This window comes from Bacteroides clarus YIT 12056 (assembly GCF_900129655.1).
GTDB lineage: Bacteria > Bacteroidota > Bacteroidia > Bacteroidales > Bacteroidaceae > Bacteroides > Bacteroides clarus.
This window is the reverse complement of record NZ_FQWK01000004.1, coordinates 181814-204817: the sequence shown is the minus strand read 5'-3', so window position 1 is coordinate 204817 and position 23004 is coordinate 181814. Positions and strand designations below refer to the sequence as shown.

Annotated in this window: 18 protein-coding genes; 8 read left to right on the top strand and 10 right to left on the bottom strand. The window is 44.8% G+C overall.

Annotation, left to right across the window (positions count from 1 at the left end; all coding sequences use genetic code 11):
* Position 1 precedes the first annotated feature (1 nt).
* The 3 genes from yidC to BUB52_RS08215 all read left to right on the top strand — a co-directional run bounded on the left by yidC (position 2) and on the right by BUB52_RS08215 (position 5582).
* The gene (gene yidC / locus BUB52_RS08225; RefSeq protein WP_009121044.1) at positions 2-1849 is read left to right on the top strand and encodes a membrane protein insertase YidC; all 1848 of its coding nucleotides are present in this window, start codon (positions 2-4) and stop codon (positions 1847-1849) included.
* Between the two features lie 146 nt (positions 1850-1995).
* Positions 1996-3327: an MATE family efflux transporter gene (locus BUB52_RS08220; protein ID WP_009121045.1), complete on the top strand. Its 1332-nt coding sequence runs from the start codon at positions 1996-1998 to the stop codon at positions 3325-3327.
* 44 nt (positions 3328-3371) lie between these two features.
* The gene (locus BUB52_RS08215; RefSeq protein ID WP_009121046.1) at positions 3372-5582 is read left to right on the top strand and encodes a dipeptidyl-peptidase Dpp5; all 2211 of its coding nucleotides are present in this window, start codon (positions 3372-3374) and stop codon (positions 5580-5582) included.
* A gap of 148 nt (positions 5583-5730) precedes the next feature.
* Here BUB52_RS08215 and BUB52_RS08210 read toward each other — a convergent pair whose 3' ends face one another.
* Both BUB52_RS08210 and BUB52_RS08205 read right to left on the bottom strand, forming a co-directional pair.
* Entirely contained in the window at positions 5731-6789 is a 1059-nt protein-coding gene (locus tag BUB52_RS08210; protein WP_009121047.1) for a PspC domain-containing protein, read from the bottom strand.
* Between the two features lie 55 nt (positions 6790-6844).
* Positions 6845-7171 carry a PadR family transcriptional regulator gene (locus BUB52_RS08205; RefSeq protein WP_009121048.1) on the bottom strand — a complete coding sequence of 109 codons (327 nt, stop codon included), beginning with the start codon at positions 7169-7171 and terminating at the stop codon, positions 6845-6847.
* Between the two features lie 313 nt (positions 7172-7484).
* On the opposite strand from BUB52_RS08205, the gene BUB52_RS08200 reads away from it, so the two are divergent.
* The gene (locus tag BUB52_RS08200; RefSeq protein WP_022218814.1) at positions 7485-7982 is read left to right on the top strand and encodes a GNAT family N-acetyltransferase; all 498 of its coding nucleotides are present in this window, start codon (positions 7485-7487) and stop codon (positions 7980-7982) included.
* A 73-nt stretch (positions 7983-8055) separates the two neighbouring features.
* Here BUB52_RS08200 and BUB52_RS08195 read toward each other — a convergent pair whose 3' ends face one another.
* The 3 genes from BUB52_RS08195 to uvrA all read right to left on the bottom strand — a co-directional run bounded on the left by BUB52_RS08195 (position 8056) and on the right by uvrA (position 13107).
* Positions 8056-9618 (bottom strand): peptide MFS transporter, encoded by a 1563-nt coding sequence (locus BUB52_RS08195; RefSeq protein ID WP_009121050.1) that lies wholly within the window; start codon positions 9616-9618, stop codon positions 8056-8058.
* 119 nt (positions 9619-9737) lie between these two features.
* Entirely contained in the window at positions 9738-10226 is a 489-nt protein-coding gene (gene ybaK / locus BUB52_RS08190; RefSeq protein ID WP_022218813.1) for a Cys-tRNA(Pro) deacylase, read from the bottom strand.
* A 52-nt stretch (positions 10227-10278) separates the two neighbouring features.
* Positions 10279-13107: an excinuclease ABC subunit UvrA gene (gene uvrA, locus BUB52_RS08185; RefSeq protein WP_009121052.1), complete on the bottom strand. Its 2829-nt coding sequence runs from the start codon at positions 13105-13107 to the stop codon at positions 10279-10281.
* Positions 13108-13291: 184 nt separating this feature from the next.
* Here uvrA and BUB52_RS08180 point away from each other — a divergent pair, with 184 nt between their 5' ends.
* Together BUB52_RS08180 and BUB52_RS08175 are read left to right on the top strand one after the other, a co-directional pair.
* Positions 13292-15088 (top strand): muramidase family protein, encoded by a 1797-nt coding sequence (locus tag BUB52_RS08180; protein ID WP_009121054.1) that lies wholly within the window; start codon positions 13292-13294, stop codon positions 15086-15088.
* Between the two features lie 48 nt (positions 15089-15136).
* Positions 15137-15823 (top strand): porin family protein, encoded by a 687-nt coding sequence (locus BUB52_RS08175; RefSeq protein ID WP_009121055.1) that lies wholly within the window; start codon positions 15137-15139, stop codon positions 15821-15823.
* A 98-nt stretch (positions 15824-15921) separates the two neighbouring features.
* On the opposite strand, the gene BUB52_RS08170 is transcribed toward BUB52_RS08175, so the two are convergent.
* From BUB52_RS08170 to BUB52_RS08150, 5 genes are all read right to left on the bottom strand, one after another.
* A complete protein-coding gene (locus tag BUB52_RS08170; protein WP_009121056.1) occupies positions 15922-16380 on the bottom strand; it encodes a DUF4293 domain-containing protein in 459 nt (152 codons plus the stop codon).
* Positions 16380-16715, bottom strand: coding sequence for a DNA-directed RNA polymerase subunit omega (locus BUB52_RS08165; protein WP_009121057.1), 336 nt, complete (start codon positions 16713-16715; stop codon positions 16380-16382). The genes BUB52_RS08170 and BUB52_RS08165 overlap by 1 nt, the downstream gene beginning before the upstream one ends.
* A gap of 52 nt (positions 16716-16767) precedes the next feature.
* The gene (locus BUB52_RS08160) at positions 16768-17571 is read right to left on the bottom strand and encodes an outer membrane protein assembly factor BamD (protein ID WP_009121058.1); all 804 of its coding nucleotides are present in this window, start codon (positions 17569-17571) and stop codon (positions 16768-16770) included.
* A 225-nt stretch (positions 17572-17796) separates the two neighbouring features.
* Positions 17797-18222, bottom strand: coding sequence for a hypothetical protein (locus BUB52_RS08155; RefSeq protein WP_004290856.1), 426 nt, complete (start codon positions 18220-18222; stop codon positions 17797-17799).
* 20 nt (positions 18223-18242) lie between these two features.
* Positions 18243-19541 (bottom strand): phenylacetate--CoA ligase family protein, encoded by a 1299-nt coding sequence (locus tag BUB52_RS08150; RefSeq protein WP_009121059.1) that lies wholly within the window; start codon positions 19539-19541, stop codon positions 18243-18245.
* Between the two features lie 119 nt (positions 19542-19660).
* Between BUB52_RS08150 and uvrB the strand changes: the two genes are divergently transcribed.
* Together uvrB and BUB52_RS08140 are read left to right on the top strand one after the other, a co-directional pair.
* A complete protein-coding gene (gene uvrB, locus BUB52_RS08145) occupies positions 19661-21721 on the top strand; it encodes an excinuclease ABC subunit UvrB (protein WP_039950362.1) in 2061 nt (686 codons plus the stop codon).
* Between the two features lie 82 nt (positions 21722-21803).
* A complete protein-coding gene (locus tag BUB52_RS08140; protein WP_009121061.1) occupies positions 21804-22862 on the top strand; it encodes a linear amide C-N hydrolase in 1059 nt (352 codons plus the stop codon).
* Positions 22863-23004: the final 142 nt, after the last annotated feature.

Here is a 23004-nt window from a genome sequence, read left to right as displayed (position 1 = left end):
AATGGATAAAAATACCATCACAGGCCTTGTCCTAATAGCCGTTTTGTTAGTCGGATTCAGTTTCCTAAGCCGTCCGAGCAAGGAGCAGCTGGCCGCACAGCAACGTTATTATGACTCCATAGCCCAAGTACAACAACGCGAAGCTGACCTGAAAGCAAAGGCGGAAGCCGCCCTGGCTAATGACAAAGAAGCTCAAACGGCAGATTCCACCGCCCTATTCTTTAATGCGCTTCAAGGAACCGACTCACAGGTTACAATACAAAACAACCTGGCGGAACTGACGGTAGCCACTAAAGGCGGACGTATTTCATCAGCTACGTTGAAAGAGTATATGGGACAGGACAAGAAGACTCCTGTTACTTTATTCAGCGGCGACGACGCTTCCATGAACTTCCTTTTCTACAACAAAAAGGAAACGATACAGACGGAAGATTACTACTTTACAGTGGTAAACCGTACGGACAGTACCGTAACCATGCGTTTGTCGGCAGATAGCGCCAGCTATATCGACTTTAATTATGCCATGCATAATGACACCTATCTGGTAGACTTTACGATTGACGCAACAGGCATGGCAAACAAACTGGCAAGTACCGACTATGTGGATATCGAGTGGTCGCAACGTGCACGCCAGATAGAAAAGGGGTATACGTACGAAAACCGTTTGTCGGAACTGACTTATAAAATTACCGGAGACGGAACCGACTATCTATCCGCCGGTAAGAATGATGAAAAAGAAGTCGCAGAACGTTTGGACTGGATTGCTTTCAAGAATCAGTTCTTCTCTTCTGTATTCCTGGCCGATGCAGACTTTGAAAAGACCAAGTTAAACTCAAAAATGGAAGCGCAGGGCAGCGGATATATCAAGGATTATTCCGCTGAAATGAGTACGGCTTTCGATCCGACGGGCAAAACTCCTACTCAACTGTTCTTCTACTTCGGTCCGAACCACTACAAAACACTGACTGCGCTCGATAAGGGACGTGAGGATAAGTGGGAACTCAACCGCTTGGTATACTTGGGCTGGCCGTTAATCCGCTGGATAAACAAATGGTTCACCATCAACATCTTCGACTGGTTATCCAGCTGGGGATTGAGCATGGGTATCGTTTTGTTGCTGATGACACTGATCGTAAAAGCAGTGGTATTCCCCGCAACCTGGAAAACGTATATTTCTTCTGCTAAAATGCGCGTCTTGAAACCTAAAATCGACGAAATCGGCAAGAAATATCCCAAGCAGGAAGATGCCATGAAGAAGCAGCAGGAAGTAATGGGATTGTATAGCCAGTACGGTGTCAGCCCGATGGGCGGATGTTTGCCTATGCTGATTCAGTTCCCCATCTTAATGGCCTTGTTTATGTTCGTACCGAGTGCTATCGAGCTTCGCCAGCAAAGTTTCTTGTGGGCCGATGACTTGTCTACATACGACGCATTCATCAACTTCCCGTTCCATATTCCGTTCCTGGGCAGTCACCTCAGTTTATTCTGTTTGTTGATGACCGTAACAAATATTCTGAACACCAGGTTTATGATGCAGCAGCAGGATACCGGCGCCAATCCGCAAATGGCGGCTATGAAATGGATGTCATACCTGATGCCTGTTATGTTCCTGTTCATATTGAACGATTATCCTTCGGGACTGAACTATTACTACTTCATTTCTACGCTTATCAGCGTAGTGACTACGCTTATCATGCGCAAGATGACTAATGAGGAAGCTCTTCTTGCACAACTGGAAGCGAAGAAGAAAGACCCGAAGAAAATGAAGAAAACCGGCTTTGCCGCCCGTCTTGAAGCCATGCAAAAGCAGCAAGAACAGATGATGAAAGAAAAACAGAACAGGAAATAAAACTTCCGTTCAAGATATTTTTTCAGAAGGGAGCCGGACAATTCGCATTGCCCGGCTTTCTTTTCCTTTTTCAAGTACATCAAAAAGGGTTATCAAGTATATCAAATGATTTTTTCAAGTATATCAAAAAAACTTATTTATCGAATATGCAAACTAAGTACACCTACAAAGAAATTTGGCTTATAGCCTACCCTATCCTAATCAGTTTGCTCATGGAGCAGATGATCGGTATGACAGACACCGCCTTCCTGGGACGTGTAGGCGAAATAGAATTAGGAGCATCTGCCATTGCGGGTATCTTCTATATAGTAATGTTCATGGTGGCCTTCGGTTTCAGTATCGGAGCGCAAATTCTGATTGCACGGCGTAACGGTGAGCAGCAATATAAAGAAATAGGCAACTTGTTCTATCAAGGCATCTATTTTCAACTAGGAATGGCAGCGGTTATGTTTGTCGTTTGTTATAGCTTTGCTCCGGTGATATTGAAGCGGCTTGTCTCTTCCGAGCATATTTATGATGCGGCAATGAGTTATCTCAACTGGCGTGTCTTCGGTTTCTTCTTCTCCTTTACGGCGGTAATGTTCCGTGCGTTTTTCCTGGGAACGACACAAACCAAGACACTGACATTGAACTCAATCGTCATGGTATTGAGCAACGTCGTCTTCAACTATATCCTGATATTCGGCAAGTTCGGCTTCCCTGTCCTCGGCATTGCCGGAGCGGCCATCGGCTCGTCATTGGCGGAATTGGTTTCATTGATATTCTTCATCATCTATACCCGCAACCGCATTGATATCCGCAAATATGGACTGGACAAGATACCGGGCATCCGTTGGAACATACTCAAGCGTATGCTCAACGTTTCTTTTTGGACAATGGTACAGAATTTCCTGTCACTCTCTACTTGGTTCCTGCTGTTCCTCTACGTAGAACATTTGGGAGAACGTTCGCTCGCCATCACAAATATCATCCGTAACGTATCGGGAATCATGTTTATGGTGATGATGGCATTCGCGTCGACCTGCGGCTCATTGGTCAGCAACCTTATCGGAGCGGGAAACATCAGCTGCGTACCCGGAACAATACGGCAACATATACGTATCGCGTACGCTTTCGTATTGCCGTTTGCCGTATTCTTCGCCCTGTTCCCCAAATTGATATTGGGCGTGTATACGGATATGCCGGAATTGCAAGAGGCGGCTATCCCCTCGCTGTGGGTGCTTTGCTCCGCTTACTTGTTTCTCGTACCGGCCAATGTATATTTTCAGTCCGTATCGGGAACGGGTAACACACGTACCGCCTTGGCCTTGGAGCTGATAACGCTGGTAATTTACACCTGCTATATCACATACATTGTGGCCTATCTGAAGTTAGACGTGGCATTTGCATGGACATCGGAAATAGTTTATTCCGTAGGTATTTTAGTGCTTTGTTACTTCTATATGAAGAAAGGAAAATGGAGTCTGAAGAAAATTTAAATTAATTCCCTATCTTCGCTACCAAAATAAATCTTCAAACATATATGAAACAATCAAACCTATTATTTATGTCGGCAGCAATGATGTTGGCATCCTGCGGCGGAACCAAAGAAGCAGGACAAAACGGAGCGCTTATCGAGAGATCGGATATAAAAATCGAAGGTCAGCGTATGACGCCTGAAGCGCTTTGGGCAATGGGACGTATCGGCAGCGTAGCCGTATCGCCCGACGAGAAACAGATTGCTTATTCGGTAGCTTATTACAGCGTGCCCGAGAATAAGAGCAATAATGAATTATTTGTTATGAATGCCGACGGCAGCAATAACAAGCAAATTACTCGTGACAATTGGCAGGAAAGCCAGCCTGCCTGGATTAAGGACGGCAAGAAAATCGCTTTCCTGTGCAATGAAAGTGGTAGCAGCCAAGTATGGGAAATGAATCCGGACGGTACGGAACGCAAACAACTCACTCAGTATGACGGAGATATCGAAGGATTTGCTTTCTCGCCCGATGGTAAGAAATTACTTTTCATCGCTCAAGTAAAGACCGTGCAGAGCACCGCCGACAAGCATCCCGATTTGCCCAAGGCAACCGGCATCATCGTTACCGATTTGATGTACAAACATTGGGATGAATGGGTAACGACCGCTCCGCATCCTTTCGTTGCCGAATTCGACGGCAATGGCATCAGTAATGTGAAAGACATCCTTGAAGGACTTCCCTATGAAAGTCCGATGAAGCCTTTCGGCGGTATCGAACAACTGGCGTGGAGCCCCGCATCGGATAAAGTGGCTTTCACCTGCCGTATGAAGACGGGACTGGCATATGCTATTTCTACCGACTCGGATATCTATGAATACGATGTACAGAAAGGCGGCTTCGTCAACCTTTGCAAACAGGATGCGAAAGCTTCCGACGGTCAAACCGAAATGGCGGGCTACGACACCAATCCGCAATATTCTCCGGACGGCAAATACATCGCATGGCAGAGTATGGAGCGCGACGGCTATGAGGCAGACCTCAACCGCCTGTGTGTAATGGACCGTGCTACCGGAGAGAAACGTTTCGTCAGCCAAGGATTCCAATCCAATGTAGACGCTTTCTTGTGGAATAAAGACTCACGAAGCATCTTCTTCCTGGGTGTATGGCAGGGCAGAACCCAAATCTACAACACCGGTTTGGAAGATGACAAACATATATACCAACTGACCAACGGCATGTACGACTATGCTTCGATGGCCTTATGCGGTAACAGTATGATTGCCAAACGCCACTCCATGTCCATGGGCGACGAAATTTTCTCCATCGGTCAGTTGGACAGCAAACCTTTCCCTGTCTGCATGTTCGGTACCGATACGTACAACAATGCCGATAGCAATACTCCGGTAGAGGAGATTTATCCCGTAACGCAACTCACCTTCGAGAACAAACAAATCTACGACCAACTGGAAATGGGTAAAGTAGAGGGACGCTGGATGAAAACCACTGACGGCAAGCAGATGTTGACTTGGATTATCTATCCGCCGCACTTCGACCCGAACAAGAAGTATCCTACCCTGCTCTTCTGCGAAGGCGGTCCTCAAAGTCCTGTCAGCCAGTTCTGGAGCTATCGTTGGAATTTCCAGATTATGGCGGCCAACGACTATATCATCGTAGCTCCCAACCGTCGCGGTCTTCCGGGCTTCGGCGTAGAATGGAATGAGGCTATCAGCGGCGATTACGGCGGTCAGTGCATGAAGGATTATTTCACCGCCATTGATGAAATGGCGAAAGAGCCGTTTGTCGATAAAGACCGTTTGGGTTGTGTAGGCGCCAGCTTCGGCGGTTTCTCCGTTTACTGGCTTGCAGGACATCACGACAAACGTTTCAAAGCATTTATCGCCCATGACGGCATCTTCAATATGGAAATGCAATACCTGGAAACTGAAGAAAAATGGTTTGCCAACTGGGATATGGGCGGCGCATACTGGGAAAAGAACAATGCCACAGCCCAACGTACGTTTGCCAACTCCCCTCACCTCTTTGTAGACAAATGGGACACTCCTATTCTCTGCATCCACGGTGAAAAGGATTTCCGTATTCTCGCCAACCAAGCTATGGCCGCTTTTGATGCAGCCGTCATGCGCGGCGTGCCTGCCGAATTGCTTATCTATCCCGATGAAAACCATTGGGTACTGAAACCGCAAAACGGTATTCTGTGGCAGCGTACATTCTTTGAATGGCTGGATAAATGGCTGAAACCGGCTAAACAATAAAGAAAGCAGATAAAAAAGGATATGAAAAAAGGAAGTTAACATCGTTGGTACGATGATGTTAACTTCCTTTCTTTATGATATTAACTTGCTATAAATATTCTATTAACTTCTTATTTACCAATTCATCAATAGGATATTATTCTATTAATCACACCAGAATGCCCAATATCGGGAAGGTTGCTCCCTGCATAGCGAAGCAGATACCAAAGACGGCTGCACTCACCATCCAAAGAATAACCAAAGTCCATTTCAAGCCGGAAGCCATCGGCTGCCACTTAAATATCTGGCTGAATATTGCCCAAACAAGACTTACCAATGGAATGCCCACCAGCAAAATACCCGCAATGTACATTACAATAGCCGATAACGGAGAAGTAGGCAATATCACATCAAAAGTGGGGAACATCGAGATAAGCGCAGCTCCGCCACCAATAGCCACCATTACGGCCGCAAAAAGCAGCGCGACAAATACTACTCCGAACACAAACAATAGCGGGCTGCAAATAATGGCAAATATCACCAGGCAGATTTTGAAAAACCAACCGGCCACCATCACCAAAGCATCACCCAGCTTCTGCAAGAAAGTACGGGGTTTATCGGATTTCATGTAATCATTCACACCGTTGGCAACCTTTTCAAAACCATCGGTCACGGTCTTCCCTATATTTTCTACCGTAACGGCTTCACCGCGCATACTCAGTTTCTCGGCGGCTGTACGCGCTTCGGGAATAACCAACCAACAAACGATATAAACCGGAATCAATGTTCCTACTCCACAAATCAATACAACCAGCAACAACAGACGGAGCAGAGTCACATCCCATCCCAAATACGCAGCCATACCGCTGATAACACCTCCCAGTAACTTATCATCCGGATTACGGTAAAGACGGCGGTGTATCGTAGTACGGGTTGCATTGCCAACCGACGGCTCACTATCATTTTCCGCTTCCATATCTTCCGGTTTTCCCATACGGGCAATAACCTCTTCCACATCAGTAATGGTAATCACTTGCGAACCCGCAGTAAGTTTCTCCGCAAAGAGCTCGGAAATACGGCGCTCAATATCATCAATAATCTCGTCTGCACCGGCTTCCTTACGGAAATGTATCTTCAGATTACTTAAATAATTATCCAAAAGACGGTAGGCGTCTTCATCAATATGAAAAACAGTTCCGCCTAAGTTTACCGTTAATGTCTTTTTCATTGTTATATGTTTTTTATTTATTACTTTATTATCTAATATGTATAATTGCCAACCGCTAATTATTCGCTATATGATTGACCGTATCACTTAATTCCCGCCAAGATACTTCCAGCTCACCTAAAAACAGCTCCCCTTTCTCTGTCAGCTTATAGTATTTGCGTGGCGGCCCTTGCGTGGACTCTATCCATTCGTAACTCAATAAATCATCATTCTTCAAACGGGTAAGTAACGGATACAGCGTTCCTTCCACCACAATCAACCGGGCTTCTTTCAGTTTTTGTATAATATCCGAAGCGTAAGCCGGTTCTTTATGGAGCAATAGCATGATGCAATATTCAAGCATGCCTTTACGCATTTGCGACTTTACATTATTAACATCCATAATCTATTCATTATTAATTTGCTTTATTAATTACAACAAAGATGCCCTACCGACATTCTTTGTATGGCACAAATATATGTATTATATTAGTACTATGTATTGCAAAGTACTTTATATTTATATTAATTAACAATAATCCCGGATTTTACACCGCCAATACCTAAAGTTTATGCCTTTTATTCTTAAGGTTTGCAACACATATACCTCGACGCTAAGCTCTGATGCACCGGATTATAATTTCAGCCGATTAAGATACACCGTTTCATAAAGCATGCTATATTTGTATCCGATTAACAATATAAACGCCACAAATATGTTTACTATCAGAAAAGCGACAAGCGCCGATTGTGAATTGATTCACAAACTTGCCTGGCAGATATTTCCCGAAACCTACAAGGAAATACTTTCAAAGGAACAAACCGAATATATGATGGAGTGGATGTACTCTTTGGAGAATATCCGTAAGCAAATGGAAGAAGAAGGACATGTGTACCTCATAGCCTACGAAGAGTGTGAAGCAGCAGGATATGTATCCGTACAACCGGAAGGCGACAACCTGTTTCATCTGCAAAAGATTTATGTACTCCCCTATTATCAAGGGGCGCACTGTGGAAGTTTCCTGTTTCGTGAAGCCATAAAATACATCAAGGAAGTGCATCCGGAACCATGTATGCTGGAATTAAACGTAAACCGTAATAATAAGGCAATACACTTTTATGAGCGTATGGGAATGAAGAAATTAAGAGAAGGAGATTTCCCGATAGGAAACGGGTATTATATGAATGATTATATAATGGGAAAGGAAATTTAAATTTAAATGAAGAATGAGAAATGAAAAATTCTTCATTCTTCATTTCTCATTCTTCATTTAACTGGGTTTTCATTTATTTTGCCACTCTCTCCAGCCACTTAACCATTGAGAGCATTACAATCATAGAAGCGCCCGTCGCACCTACAAAGACTAACCAACAAGCCCAGATTGGAACGGTAGTATAAAGAATACCGCCAATGAAAAGCAACGAGTTACCTACTGCGGTCGCAGCCAACCAACAGCCCTGCATCAAACCTTGCAAATGAGGAGGAGCCACCTTCGATACGAAAGACAATCCCAGCGGCGAGATAAACAATTCGGCAACCGTAAGGATGAAGTACAAACCGATCATAATCCACGGAGTTACACGGATGGCATTAATTTCAGCCGCACTCATTGTACTCAGCGCATCTTTGGCGGGCAGCGTGAACGAGAATACCATAAGGAAAATATAAGCCAATGCCGCGATACCCATACCGATGGCAATCTTCATCGGTGTGGAAGGTTCTTTCTCCTTCTTCTTCAGCGCGCCGAAGAACCACATGATAAACGGAGTAAGGAATACCACAAAGAACGGATTTACACACTGGAATATTTCAGCACCCTTGATACGGGTAAAGCCGAGGTCGATATCGATTACGCTCAAGTCTACATAGTCGCGCGCAAAGTAAGTCAGCGAATAACCATTCTGGTGGAACGACAACCAAAAGAAAATCACTACACCGAATACAGCGAACAAAGCGTAAATACGCTGTTTGATTTCGGCCGCACTCATCTTGATTTCTTCCTTGCTTACAGTAGCGTTCTGCTCTTTGGCAGCTACCACTTTCTTTGCAGGATCGGGAAAACGGTTCTTATTGGCCAAATAGATTACCAATGAAATCAACATGGCAACAATGGCAGCCATAAAAGCATATTGGAAACCACGGTTAAACACATCCAGGTAGTTATTGACAAATGTACCCATATCAGCCACGTGGCTGCCGTCGAGCGTAACCTTATCGGCCAACGATGCAAGATTCTCCATTGCCTGAGGAGCCATTTTATCACCTTCTTTAAGGAATTGGTGACAAAGTTCGGGTAAAGTGGCATCATAATCGAAGTTATTAACCTTCAACCACCAGTTACGTACACCGATAGCAATCCACGGAGCAAAGAAACCGCCGATATTGATAAACATATAGAAAATTTGGAAACCGGAGTCACGCAGACTCGAGTATTTGGGATCATCGTACATCTGACCTACCAATGCCTGAAGATTACCTTTGAACAAACCGTTACCGAAAGCGATAACCAAAAGTCCGAGACAAGTCAATCCCAGGTAAAGTCCCATGCTGGGAACCGGCGTAGGAGTAGGAATGGCAATAATCAAATAGCCGACAGCCATCATCACCAAACCGGCAAGAATAGTACCTTTAAAGTTTTTAGTCTTGTCAGCTATGATACCGCCTGCCAATGCCAGAATATAGATGGATGCATAGAATGCGGAATAGATATATCCGGTAGTCGTTTCAGACAGCCCGAACTTGGCCGAGATAAACAGTGTAAGGATTGCCATCATGATATAGAAGCCGAAACGTTCTCCCATATTAGCCAAAGCGGCAGCAATCAAACCATTAGGGTGTTTGCTAAACATAAAAATAAGTTTTTGTAAATTAGTAATTAGTATTAGTTTATTTATATTTTTTGCAAATATATACTTTTCATCGAGATTTTCGGTAAGAAAACAGAATATCTCTTGTCCGAACCAAGCTTTTACGGCTCAAAAAGAGTGCAAACCTCGGCGCGTACTTCCTTTATCAAATCTTTCGGAGCCAGTTTAAGCTGTAGTCCGCGTTGCCCGGCACTGATATAAATATAGGAGAATTGCAAGCATGTCTCGTGAATATAAGTGGGAAAAGGCTTTTTCATACCGATAGGCGAGCAGCCGCCGCGAATATATCCTGTCAGCGGAAGCAGTTCCTTCATGGGGATAAGGTCGCACTTCTTGTTTCCGGAAACCTTGGCCGCCAATTTCAGGTCGACTTCATGCTCTCCGGGAATGACGCACACGAAATAACCGGTCTTGTCACCATGCAATATCAATGTTTTAAAGACTTGTTCTATATCCTCTCCCAGGCTGGCGGCAACGTGTATGGCACTCAAATCTTTTTCATCCACTTCGTACGGAATGAGTTCATAGGCAATCTTCGCCTTATCGAGCAGCCGTGCTGCATTCGTTTTATTAATTTTGGGTTCTTTCATCACAAGATAATCATTTTTCATCACAGGATAATGGTCTTTCGTTGTAGGATATTCAAAGATGAAGTTCTTCTTTCAGAAACTTCGGAGTATATCCTTTTGTACTCTTCGCCACTTCTTCGGGTGTGCCGCAAGAGAGAAGCTCTCCCCCGCCCTTACCGCCTTCGGGGCCCATATCGATAATATAGTCCGCCATTTTGATAACGTCGAGATTATGCTCGATAACAATAACCGTATTACCCTTATCGACTAATTTATTCAGTACATTCATCAAAACGCGAATATCTTCAAAATGCAGTCCGGTAGTGGGTTCGTCAAGAATATAGAGCGTCTTGCCCGTATCCCGCTTGGAAAGTTCGGTAGCCAATTTCACACGCTGGCTCTCACCACCGGAAAGCGTGGTGGAAGATTGCCCCAACTTGATATACCCCAAGCCGACCTCTTGAATTACTTTAATCTTATTCAATATCTGAGGCACGTTCTCGAAGAATTCCACCGCGCGGTTTATCGTCATATCCAGCACATCGGCAATGGACTTCCCTTTAAAGCGCACTTCCAACGTTTCACGGTTGTAACGCTTGCCATGGCAAACCTCACAAGGGACGTAGACATCGGGCAGGAAGTTCATTTCAATGGTTTTGTAACCATTACCCTGGCAGGCTTCACAACGTCCGCCACTGACATTGAACGAAAAACGTCCCGCTTTGTAACCGCGGATTTTAGCCTCAGGCAAGCCTACAAACAAGTTACGGATATCGGAAAAGACTCCCGTGTAGGTGGCAGGATTGGAACGAGGGGTTCGTCCCAACGGCGACTGGTCTACATTCACCACCTTATCTATATACTCCAGTCCTTCGATATTGCCGTATTCCAAAGGGTCTTGAAGGGAACGGTAAAACTTCTGTGAAAGAATAGGCTGAAGCGTTTCATTAATCAACGTAGACTTTCCGCTACCCGACACACCTGTAACGCAAATCAGCTTGCCAAGCGGAAACTCCACATCCACATTCTTCAGATTATTACCCTTTGCGCCACGCAGCCAAAGACTATGACCGTTGCCCTTCCGCCGTTCGGCAGGAACTTCGATGGCACGCTCACCGTTCAAATATTGGGAAGTCAACGTATGCGTCTGCAACATCTTCTGCGGAGTACCGGCAAATACGACCTCACCACCCAATCTGCCCGCTTTTGGACCCATATCGATGACATAATCGGCTGCGAGCATCATATCTTTATCATGTTCCACCACGATAACGGAATTACCCATGTCGCGCAGTTCTTTCAGCGAATGGATAAGCCGCTGGTTATCCCGCTGGTGCAATCCGATGCTCGGCTCGTCCAGGATGTAGAGTACATTTACCAACTGCGAACCTATCTGCGTAGCCAGTCGGATGCGCTGGCTTTCACCACCGGAAAGGCTGACAGCGCTGCGGTCTAACGACAAATAGTCCAATCCCACATCCAGCAAGAACTTCAGACGGGTGCGGATTTCTTTCAGAATTTCCACGGCAATCTGTTGCTGCTTATTGCTAAGATACCGGTCTACATTCATCAGCCAGTCATACAACTCGCTGATATCCATTGTAGAGAGTTCGTAAATATTTTTATCATGAATGCGGAATGACAAGGCTTCCTTGTTCAACTTCGCCCCATGGCACTCGGGACAGACGGCCGTCTTGGCAAATTGCTCCGCCCACTTCTGTGCCGTGGCAGACACATCCTTTTCCTGTAACATCTGGATGTATTTCACTACTCCCTCAAAAGTTACAAAGTAGTCGGAAGATGTACCGATAAGCGAGCTCTTTATCTTTATACGCTCGTCCGAACCGTACAATATCTCCTCGATGGCATCGTCCGGAAGCTCCTTGACGGGGGTTTTCAGCGTGGCTTCGTATTTCTCCAACAATGCGGTGATCTGCCAGAATATCATGCTGTTCTTGGATTTTCCCAAAGGTATGATGGCTCCCTCTCCGATAGACAGTTCGCGGTCGGGGATAATCTTGTCTATATCAATCTGGCTCACCACACCCAGCCCTTTACACTTCGGGCAAGCCCCTTGCGGAGAGTTGAAAGAGAAATTGTGGGGAGCAGGTTCTCGATAGGACAATCCGGTCACAGGACACATCAAACGTTTGCTGTAATGACGTACGCTCTCACTTTGGGCATCAAGGATCATCAGCAACCCGTCACCCTGGCGCATGGCGGTGGCAACGCTGTTCTTCAAGCGGGTATCATCCTTATCCGCTACCACCAGTTTGTCAACGACCACCTCGACATCATGGTTCTTGTAGCGGTCCAGTTTCATGCCGGGCAACGCTTCGCGCACTTCACCGTCCACGCGGACGTAAAGATAGCCTTTTTTGCGAATTTGCTCGAACAACTCCTTATAATGTCCCTTACGGCTACGCACCAGCGGAGCAAGAATGTAAATGCGTTTCCCTTTGTAATCATTCAGAATAAGCTCAAGAATCTGCTCTTCGGTATATTTCACCATTTTTTCACCGGAAAGATAAGAATAAGCTTCACCGGCGCGGGCATACAACAGACGAAGATAATCGTATATCTCCGTTGTCGTACCTACGGTAGAACGTGGGTTTTTATTGGTTGTCTTTTGCTCAATGGAAATCACCGGGCTCAATCCTGTAATCTTATCTACATCGGGACGTTCCAGATTGCCCAAGAAGTTACGGGCATAAGCGGAAAATGTTTCAATATAACGGCGCTGGCCTTCGGCGAATATCGTATCGAACGCGAGAGATGACTTGCCGCTTCCGCTCAATCCTGTAATCACCGTCAGACTGTTACGGGGGATTTCCGCATCGATATCTTTCAAATTATGTACACGCGCTCCGTATACATTGATATATTCTGTTTCTTCTTGCATACTTTAATTAATGAATTTGTGCAAAAATAACGGTTTCCGACCGAATATCAGCCGAAAAGAAGTATTTTTCAGTTTTGAAATGCACAATATTATTTCTTAACTCAATCCTTTGGTTAAAATAGGACAATATTGTTAACTTTGCGGCTACTTTGGGAAATTGTAAACATAAACCAACGATTACTGAATGAAAACAATCAACCGTATTTTTTGCTCCCTACTGCTTGCCGGCGCATGTGGCCTCGGAGTAAATGCACAAGAAAACCAGTCATATTTTCTGCATACAATAGAAAAAGGCCAAAGCTTATACTCCATTGCCAGTATGTACAATATCAGCCAGGCGGATATAGTAAAACTGAATCCCGGCAGCGATGACAAGATATATGTGGGACGCGCTCTACGCATTCCACGCACGGACGCCAATACGCAAAAAGAAACCTTTCACACCATAGCGCCCGGTGAGACCCTTTACCGCCTGACCGTGAAATATAACGTATCCGCCAAAGCAATATGCGACGCCAACCCCGGACTGAGCGCCGAGAACTTCCGCATCGGACAGGTAATCCAAATTCCCTCTGCTACGGACGAGACAACCGTCACCGCAACCACACCGGAACTTTCCGGTATATCTACGGGCAATTCGTCCGTTCAAGCTCCGGTACAGTCGCGTTGCCGCGATATGCATAAGGTAAAACGCAAAGAAACGGTATTCAGCATCAGCCGCGAATACGGCATTACAGAAGCCGAACTCATTGCCGCCAATCCGGAGTTACGGGGGGAGAATAAAATAAAGAAAGGCTCATTCCTTTGCATTCCCTACCCCTCTGCCCAAACTCAGCAAAGCACACATCCCCAAACCGTGCCGAGCGACAGCGAACTATTCAGTGAAAACAAAAAGAGTAACGAGCGCATCAATGTCATCAAGGCAGCCGTTATCCTTCCCTTCCTATCCGACGGAGCAAGCAAAAGCGAATCTGCAAAAATGGTGGAATACTACGAAGGTTTCCTCATGGCGGTAGACAGTTTGAAACGTACAGGAACTTCCATAGACCTTTATACTTACACTACCGGTTCCGCCACATCATCTCTGAACTCCATACTGGGCAAAAGCGAAATGAAGGATATGGATATTATTTTCGGTCCGTTGCACCAGCAACACATCAAGCCGCTGGCCGATTTTGCCGACAAGCATGACATACGTCTGGTCATACCGTTTACATCGAAAGATAACACCGTATTCCGCAATCCGTCGGTGTACCAAATCAACACTCCCCAATCCTATCTCTATTCGGAAGTGTACGACCACTTTGTCCGCCAATTCCCCAACGCCAATGTAATCTTCATCGAAGCCAGCCAAGACACAAGAGACAAGGCGGACTTCATTAAAGGATTGAAAGAGGAACTGCGTAACCGTTCCATACCAACGAAATCGTTGAAAGAAGATGCCACCGTAGAGTCATTGAAAGCCGTACTGCGTAACGACCGCGAAAATATCTTCATCCCGACTTCCGGAAGCAACATCACCCTGATTAAGATACTTCCGCAATTGACGTTATTGGTACGCGAAAAGCCAGACAGCCGTATACACTTGTTCGGTTATCCGGAATGGCAGACTTATACAAAAGACCATCTTGAGGCCTTCTTTGAACTCGATACATATTTCTATTCATCTTTCTATACGAACAACTTGCTTCCGGCGGCCATTAACTTCACCAAGAGTTACCGTAAGTGGTATGGAAAAGACATGGATGAACGTTATCCCAAATTCGGAATGTTAGGTTTCGATACAGGCTATTTCTTCCTCAAAGGACTGTCCCGATACGGTTCAGGTTTTGAAAAGAACCTGAACGAAATGAACCTCGTTCCTATTCAGACAGGATTCAAGTTCCAGCGTGTCAATAACTGGGGCGGATTTATCAACCGGAAAGTATTCTTTGTGCATTTCACCAAGAATTTTGAGCTGATAAAGCTTGATTTTGATTAAAGACGACTGACAGCCATTTGGCGTTATAGCAATTCGTAATTGAAGAAAATGAAACTAAAAACAATCATAGGAACAGCTCTTTTAGCAGGTACATGTGCTTTGCCGGCAAGCGCGCAGATAGGCGAACAACGCCATAACCTTTCTGTGGGTATCAACGGCGGTATCAACCTGAACAGCGTAAGCTTTTCTCCCAGAGTTCGCCAAAGCAATCTGATGGGTATCAACGGCGGACTGACAGCCCGTTATATTTCCGAAAAGTATTTCAGTATGATATGCGGTGCACAAATTGAACTTAACTTCTCCCAACATGGTTGGGATGAATTTTATCAGGACTATCCCGAATTACAATATACGCGAAAGATGAACTATATAGAAATTCCTTTCCTTGCACACCTGGCGTTCGGAAAAGACAGAGGCCTGCAATTCTTTGTACATGCCGGCCCGCAGATAGGTTTCTTTCTCGGAGACAGTTATACAATAAGCGGTGACTGGGACAATTATACGGGAATAACCGTTGAGCAGCATGATAAAGCTGTCGACAATAAGTTCGACTATGGTATTACGGGCGGAGCCGGTGTAGAGCTACGTACTAAAGCAGGCAACTTTCTGGTAGAAGGCAGGTATTATTATGCCTTGTCCGACTTTTACAGCAGTACTAAGAAAGATTATTTCTCCCGCTCGGCACATGGAGTTATCACGGCTAAAATCACCTATTTATTCGATTTAAGAAAATAAGAATACAAATCCGACAATAACAAGCGGGGCATATGTTACTTCAACATATGCCCCGCTTGTTATTATTTAAATATCCTTTTCTTATCGAAACCGATTTATTATCTCAATCTATCCGCAGCTTTCACCATCAGTTCGTCACGATAGATGGCACGAAAAGCCAAATAATTCAGTATGATACATACAGCAGGCAGACATAAAGCCCAACCTAACTGAAAACTCATCGCATTCAAATCACCTTTCAAAATAAACATGAATACAAAGAAAGCAATGTAATAGCCTATCAGTAAAAGACTGCCGAATATCGTCATACGAACTTGCAGCATACGGTTACGGAACAGGAATATAGTACATAGCGCAATAATTGCACTCAGTAAAAGAATACCGAACAAACCCCATGTAGACTGAAAACTTCCGTCAGCCAAAGTTACGCCCAACGGCTTGAAAACATGAGTCGCTATTCCATCCGAACCTATGAACTGTCCTACCGGCAAGCAGATGGCCACAACCAGCAGAATAGTCACTAATAATAAATAAACGGATTGAATACGCTGTATCATTACTGCAATTTTTCTTTTTCCTTAGAAGGATTACGATAATATACCTTGCCTTCAAGATATTCCTGAGTGGCAATCAATGTCGGTTTCGGCAATTTCTCATAGTAACGGGAAATCTCAATCTGTTCGCGATTCTCGAATACTTCTTCAAGATTATCATTGTAAGAAGCGAACTCTGCCAACTTCTTAGAAAGATCATTCTTGATTTCAACACTGATCTGATTGGCACGCTTACCAATGATCGCTACTGTTTCGTATACATTACCGGTATCCTCACACAACTCCATCATATCACGGGTCACCGTAGTAACAGGAGCATTTGTCTTTCTGTAATCCATAAATTTCTATCTAAATTAATTTTATTCTATAACAATAATAACCTCTCTTTTATCAATCTTTCAAAATCTTCTGCGCCTCCTTAAAAATGCGATCGGCATCTTTCATGTATTTGCTTTCCGGAAATTCATTCTTAAAAGCGTAATATTCATCTACCGTCTCACGATAACGTTCGGCTCTCTTATCCTCCACACTATACACCGCCATTTCATATTTGGCACGCAAGATAAGGATAGACAAATCTTCACGCATATTGGTATAAGGATAATCCTTCAATGCGTTCTGTGCAGTAATAACGCAAGACTCGTAGTTATTTCCCAAATAATTTCCCAAATTATAATAGAGCTTGGCAGAAAGATATTCTTTCATAACCAACTTATCCTGCAAAGTAAATATCATACTTTGAGCTTCATCTTTCTTCGCGCTGTTAGGGAAATATTCAAGAAACATTTGTAACTGCTGAATCGCGCTATATGTACCGGATTGGTCCAAACGGGGTTCCGGAGTATCCAAATATAACGCCTTTCCCGCATGGAAACGTGCCAGTTCAGTAAACGTACCACGCGGGTACACATTATAATATTGGGTAAATGTCTGCGCGGCGGTCTGATAATCTTTCTGGTTATAATAGCTCATACCCAGCATATAAAGTGATTCTTCCGCTTTATCAGTACCTTTAAGAATAGCAATCAACTCATTCAGCAAAGTCGCAGCACGATTATACTGACCTTTCGCGAAGTAATTCTTTGCCGCTTCATACTTGTATTCGTAGTCTGTGCTTTTCAGCAACTTGTTGTATTCTCCGCATGAGGAGAGCAGCAGTGCTGCAAGCAAAGTTATAAGGATGTTCTTCTTCATTACTCTTATTCAAATAATGTGCAAAGATAGAGGTTCGCATCGAATTAAACAACGATACGCACCTTAATTTTTCAAAAACAAAGACTAAGGGCGCAAGATAATCGATGGATAGGGAAGAAAAAAGATAATAGAGTGGCAGAAGGGTAAAAGATAATAAGATGACAGAGCAACAGAGTGATGAGGTACTGAGACTATACCCTATCACTCTGTTATTTTTCATCCTTTTTACAGTTTATATAAGTCGCTTGCAGCGAGTAAATCCACCTTTTTCTCCGTCAATACCCGGATACAGTTTTCCATATCATTGGGACGGATAATAACGTTGGCGGTCTGTCCGTTGGCAAAGGAGTACATATATTCAATAAATACGCCTTCATCAGACAGGCAACGGAGCACTTTTGCCAATGACCCCGGAATATTGGGACAACTGATACCCACCACATCAGTTACGTTCACGGCAAAATGATTATCCTTTAAGGCCTTATATGCTTTATCCGGTTCGGAGACAATACCGCGAAGAATACCAAAATCGGCATTCTCGGCTATGCAGAGAGCAGAAAGATTAACACCTTCTTTGGCAAGAACTTCCGTCACCTCCGTAAGACGACCGGACTTATTTTCCAAAAAAATAGAAAGTTGTTTTGCTACCATAAGTTTTACTATTTGACGATTTACAATTTACGATTATCAATTACGCGTTTCGCTTTGCCTACACTGCGCTCAATGCTGCGAGGCTCTACCAGACGGACATCTACGCCCAAGCCCAATACGCTTTGCAAACGCGCGGTAAGCTTCTTCTTCAAAGCCAGCATCTTATTAATCTCATCGGAGTAATATTCCGGACGGACTTCTACTTGCAGTTCCATGGTATCCGTATTATTCTTACGGTCGACAAGCAGCAGATAATGCGGCTCGAATTCAGGCATTTCGAGAATAACGGATTCAATCTGTGTGGGGAATACATTCACGCCGCGTATAATGAGCATATCGTCACTACGTCCGAGAATACGGTCCATACGCACCAATGTACGTCCGCAAGAACATTTGTCATAGTGCAAAGCCGTAAGGTCTTTAGTGCGATAACGCAGCAACGGCATGCCTTCTTTAGTAAGGTGAGTAAATACCAGCTCTCCCGTTTCACCCGGCGCAACAGGTTCAAGTGTTTTCGGGTCTACTATCTCCGGAAAATAATGATCTTCGTTAAGATGCGTACCATTCTGGCATTCACATTCATACCCTACACCCGGACCCGCTATTTCACTCAATCCATAAATGTCATAAGCCTTTATTCCCAATTTCGTTTCAATATCGCGACGCATATTCTCCGTCCACGGCTCTGCACCGAATGCACCGACTTTCAGTTTGAACTCCTCACGCGGAAAACCCGAATCCTTAATGGCGTCCGCCAGATACAACGCATAAGAAGGCGTACAACAGAGTACTGTCGAACCGAAATCATGCATCAATGTAATTTGCTTTTCCGTATTACCGCTGGACATCGGAATAACAGAAGCACCGATATTCTCGGCGCCTGCGTGCGCCCCCAATCCGCCGGTAAACAATCCGTATCCGTAAGATACTTGAAAAATATCCGAACTGCCTGCGCCATACGCCGTAAAAGCACGTGACAGGCATTCCGACCAGGCCGAAAGGTCCTTGCGCGTATATCCCACTACGGTAGGTTTTCCGGTTGTACCGGAAGACGCGTGGATACGAACAATCTGGCTCATAGGAACAGCACAAAGTCCGAAAGGGTAATTGTCCCGCAAATCATATTTTGTAGTAAAAGGAAGTTTTACAATGTCGTCGATGCTGTTGATGTCATCGGGAGTAATTCCCAGTTCCTGCATTTTCTTGCGATAGAAAGGAGTGTCATGATATACGCGCTCCACCGTTTTTTTAAGACGAATGCTCTGAATTTTACGAAGGCTTTCGCGATCCATGCATTCGATACTTTCGTTCCAAATCATGTTTTTGTTGTATTACATTAATGGTTATTATTAATTTGATATCGCAAAGATATGTTTTACTTACGAATTCACAAATTTTCGATGTAACTTTCCTATCTTTGCCCGACAATTCTGATGAAATGAATAAATTTGAGTTAACATCCGCCTATCGTCCCACCGGAGACCAACCGGAAGCAATTGCACAACTCACCAAAGGTGTACGTGAAGGAATTCCCGCACAAACTTTGCTGGGTGTGACAGGTTCCGGAAAAACATTTACCATTGCCAATGTCATAGCCAATATCAACAAGCCTACGCTCATATTGAGCCATAACAAGACACTGGCTGCACAGCTATACAGCGAGTTCAAGGGATTCTTCCCGAACAACGCGGTAGAATACTATGTATCCTATTATGATTACTATCAGCCCGAAGCCTATCTTCCTTCTTCGGACACATATATAGAGAAAGACCTCGCCATCAACGACGAAATCGACAAGCTCAGGCTTGCCGCCACTTCCGCCCTGCTTTCCGGACGCAAGGATGTGGTAGTGGTATCTTCCGTATCGTGCATCTACGGCATGGGAAATCCGGCCGATTTCTATAATAATGTCATCGACGTGCAACAAGGAAAAAATTACAGTCGCAATGTGTTCCTGCGCCGGCTTGTAGACAGTCTTTACGTCCGTAACGACATTGATTTGAACCGGGGGAATTTTCGCGTGAAAGGCGACACCGTAGACATTTACCTTGCTTATGCCGACAATCTGCTGCGCATAGTTTTTTGGGGAGATGAGGTAGACAGCATCGAAGAAGTAGACCCTATAAGCGGAGTTACCATTGCCCGGTTCGATGCTTACAAAATATATCCCGCCAACCTCTTTATGACGACCAAGGAAGCCACTCTGCGGGCTATCCATGAGATAGAGGACGACTTGCGCAAACAAGTACAATGGTTTGAAAACGAAGGACGTCCTTTTGAAGCCAAACGCTTGCAGGAACGGGTCACCTACGATATGGAGATGCTGCGCGAATTGGGACACTGTTCGGGAATCGAGAACTATTCGCGCTATTTTGACGGACGTGAGGCGGGTACACGCCCTTACTGTTTACTGGATTTCTTCCCCGATGATTTCCTTATCGTCATTGACGAGAGCCACGTCAGTGTTCCGCAGATACGAGCCATGTATGGCGGTGACCGTGCCCGGAAAACCAATCTTGTAGAATACGGTTTCCGGCTTCCCGCTGCCATGGATAATCGCCCGTTGAAGTTTGAGGAATTTGAATCTATGGCCAAACAGGTAATATACGTCAGCGCCACCCCCGCCGACTATGAATTGATGCAGTCCGAAGGTATTGTCGTAGAACAGGTGATTCGTCCCACAGGTTTGCTGGACCCTATCATCGAAGTACGCCCCAGCCATAACCAGATAGACGACCTGATGGAAGAAATTCAATTGCGCATAGAGCGCAATGAGCGTACACTCGTCACCACTCTGACCAAACGTATGGCGGAAGAGCTGACGGAGTACCTTCTCAATAACAGCGTAAAATGCAACTATATCCATAGTGACGTAGACACGCTGGAACGTGTAAAGATTATGAGCGATTTACGTGAAGGCGAATATGATGTGCTTGTAGGTGTCAACCTTCTGCGTGAAGGACTGGACTTACCGGAAGTCTCTCTTGTGGCTATTCTGGATGCGGACAAGGAAGGATTTCTCCGCTCTCACCGTTCATTGACGCAGACAGCGGGACGTGCCGCCCGTAATGTCAACGGTATGGTTATCATGTATGCTGATAGAATTACGGAAAGTATGCAGCTTACCATTGACGAAACCAACCGTCGTCGCGAAAAGCAATTGAAGTATAACGAAGAACATGGTATTACTCCCCGGCAAATCAAGAAAGCAAAGAACCTCAACGTATTTGCCGGTACGGAAGGATTTGCCGAAAGCGGAGCCGGCAAAGAAAAATCTTCCGCAACCACCCCACGTCCCTATGTGGAACAAGACAGTACCGCTACGCTTGCCGCAGACCCGATTGTTCAGTACATGAACCGCGCCCAGCTTGAAAAGAGCATCGAGCGTACCAAGAAACTGATGCAGGAAGCCGCCAAGAAACTCGACTTCATCGAAGCCGCGCAATACCGTGATGAAGTACTGAAAATGGAAGACCTTCTAAAAGAAAAAACAGAATAGAACCTAAAAAGTCTGTTTGTATCAAACTGTTTGATGCTGCATTTGTTACTCTTTGTATATAAATCACTTAACTCATAAGATTATGAATACAAAAAGAGGAACGGTAGCATTAACAGCCTTAGCTGCCCTGTTTTCATTAGGCATACAACAAGCGGACGCATGTACGCGCGCCACTTACATCGGACCGGACAATATGGTTATCACAGGCCGTACAATGGACTGGAAAGAGGATATCATGAGTAATATCTACGTATTCCCGCGGGGAATGGAAAGAGCCGGATACAATAAAGGCGAAACAGTGAAATGGACATCAAAGTACGGCAGTGTCATTGCAACAGGTTATGACATAGGTACATGTGACGGTATGAATGAGAAAGGCCTGGTGGCCGGCCTGCTATTCCTGCCGGAGTCCGTATATGACCGCCCCGGAGATACCCGCCCCGTAATGGGCATCAGTATTTGGACGCAATACGTACTTGACAACTTCGCTACCGTACGCGAAGCCGTAGACGAGCTGAAAAAAGAGACCTTCCGCATTGATGCCCCCCAAATGCCGAACGGCTCGGCTTCCACTCTTCATTTGGCTATTACAGACGAAACGGGAAATACCGCTATCCTGGAATATCTGGACGGAAAACTGAGTATCCACGAGGGCAAAGAATATCAGGTAATGACCAACTCGCCCAAATATGAGGACCAATTAGCCATAAACGACTACTGGAAAGAAGTCGGTGGATTGCAAATGCTGCCCGGAACCAATCGTTCCAGCGACCGTTTTGTACGTGCGTCATTCTACATCCATGCCATTCCGCAGACGGCAGACGCAAAGATTGCAGTGCCCAGTGTATTGAGCGTGATGCGTACCGTATCCGTCCCGTTTGGAATCACTACACCGGATAAACCCCACATCTCTTCCACCCGTTGGCGTTCGGTCTCCAACCAAAAGGATAAAGTCTATTATTTTGAATCAACCCTCACTCCTAACCTGTTCTGGCTTGATTTGAAGAAAATAGATTTCAGCCCTAAAGCCGCAGTAAAGAAACTCGCGCTGACCAACGGAGAAATCTACGCGGGAGATGCCGTAAAAGATTTGAAAGACAGTTCCTCTTTCACATTCCTGTTCCAGACACCCGTTCTTTGATAAGAGCGTATAAATCTTTATTAAAGATACATATAAAGGACTGTACCATACGAACAAAAGGGTACAGTCCTTTTTTGCATACCTGTTTTTCACGTTAGCCTTAAGCCTTTCTCATGATTTTTATGTATGTTTGTAGTCAAAC

Bases quoted from the DNA above. Each gene is read 5' to 3' on its own strand.
- BUB52_RS08210 (WP_009121047.1), bottom strand. From the start codon at position 6,789: ATGAAAAAGACATTAACGGTAAACTTAGGCGGAACTGTTTTTCATATT.
- ybaK (WP_022218813.1), bottom strand. From the start codon at position 10,226: ATGAAAGAACCCAAAATTAATAAAACGAATGCAGCACGGCTGCTCGAT.
- BUB52_RS08150 (WP_009121059.1), bottom strand. From the start codon at position 19,541: ATGATTTGGAACGAAAGTATCGAATGCATGGATCGCGAAAGCCTTCGT.
- BUB52_RS08220 (WP_009121045.1), top strand. From the start codon at position 1,996: ATGCAAACTAAGTACACCTACAAAGAAATTTGGCTTATAGCCTACCCT.
- BUB52_RS08160 (WP_009121058.1), bottom strand. From the start codon at position 17,571: ATGAAGAAGAACATCCTTATAACTTTGCTTGCAGCACTGCTGCTCTCC.
- BUB52_RS08200 (WP_022218814.1), top strand. From the start codon at position 7,485: ATGTTTACTATCAGAAAAGCGACAAGCGCCGATTGTGAATTGATTCAC.
- yidC (WP_009121044.1), top strand. From the start codon at position 2: ATGGATAAAAATACCATCACAGGCCTTGTCCTAATAGCCGTTTTGTTA.
- BUB52_RS08170 (WP_009121056.1), bottom strand. From the start codon at position 16,380: ATGATACAGCGTATTCAATCCGTTTATTTATTATTAGTGACTATTCTG.
- BUB52_RS08180 (WP_009121054.1), top strand. From the start codon at position 13,292: ATGAAAACAATCAACCGTATTTTTTGCTCCCTACTGCTTGCCGGCGCA.
- BUB52_RS08215 (WP_009121046.1), top strand. From the start codon at position 3,372: ATGAAACAATCAAACCTATTATTTATGTCGGCAGCAATGATGTTGGCA.
- BUB52_RS08195 (WP_009121050.1), bottom strand. From the start codon at position 9,618: ATGTTTAGCAAACACCCTAATGGTTTGATTGCTGCCGCTTTGGCTAAT.
- uvrA (WP_009121052.1), bottom strand. From the start codon at position 13,107: ATGCAAGAAGAAACAGAATATATCAATGTATACGGAGCGCGTGTACAT.
- BUB52_RS08205 (WP_009121048.1), bottom strand. From the start codon at position 7,171: ATGGATGTTAATAATGTAAAGTCGCAAATGCGTAAAGGCATGCTTGAA.
- BUB52_RS08165 (WP_009121057.1), bottom strand. From the start codon at position 16,715: ATGGATTACAGAAAGACAAATGCTCCTGTTACTACGGTGACCCGTGAT.
- uvrB (WP_039950362.1), top strand. From the start codon at position 19,661: ATGAATAAATTTGAGTTAACATCCGCCTATCGTCCCACCGGAGACCAA.
- BUB52_RS08175 (WP_009121055.1), top strand. From the start codon at position 15,137: ATGAAACTAAAAACAATCATAGGAACAGCTCTTTTAGCAGGTACATGT.
- BUB52_RS08140 (WP_009121061.1), top strand. From the start codon at position 21,804: ATGAATACAAAAAGAGGAACGGTAGCATTAACAGCCTTAGCTGCCCTG.
- BUB52_RS08155 (WP_004290856.1), bottom strand. From the start codon at position 18,222: ATGGTAGCAAAACAACTTTCTATTTTTTTGGAAAATAAGTCCGGTCGT.